Origin of the sequence: Rhodococcus sp. EPR-157, from assembly GCF_001647195.1 — a bacterium.
In the GTDB taxonomy this organism is placed as follows: domain Bacteria; phylum Actinomycetota; class Actinomycetes; order Mycobacteriales; family Mycobacteriaceae; genus Rhodococcoides.
The window spans coordinates 1-439 of the sequence record NZ_LVCV01000048.1; the positions used below are offsets into that span (position 1 = coordinate 1).

The window sequence follows — 439 nt, forward strand, 5'->3', positions numbered from 1 at the left end:
GAGAAATTCACGAAGTCCGACATGGAGGGCGAGACGCAGGGCGAGTGGTACCTGCGGCAGATGCTCGGTAGCGCCAACTTCGAGGCGGGCCCTGTCATGGAATTCATGAGCGGCAACCTCTGCTATCAGATCGAACACCATCTGTTCCCGGACCTGCCGAGCAATCGGTTGCGGGAGATCAAGTTTCGCGTCCTCGAGCTCGCTGAGAAGTACGACCTGCCGTACACCACCGGATCGATCGGCAAGCAGTACCTGTTGTCGTGGCGGACGATCGCGAAGCTCTCACTGCCCAACAAGTACCTCAAGGCAACTGCGGACGATGCGCCCGAAACGGCATCGGAGCGCAAGTTCGCCAATGCAACAGGTGGGCTGCTGACCGTCGATCCTGTCACCGGAAAGCGCCGCGGCTTGCGGACCGCCATTCGCGAGTCGAAGCAGA

General features: G+C 60.6%; 1 protein-coding gene. It reads left to right on the forward strand.

Going from position 1 to position 439, the window contains the following annotated elements; all coding sequences use genetic code 11:
* Positions 1-439 (forward strand): fatty acid desaturase family protein (locus tag A2J03_RS02035; protein WP_197480575.1); only part of this gene is annotated, 439 nt, incomplete at both ends.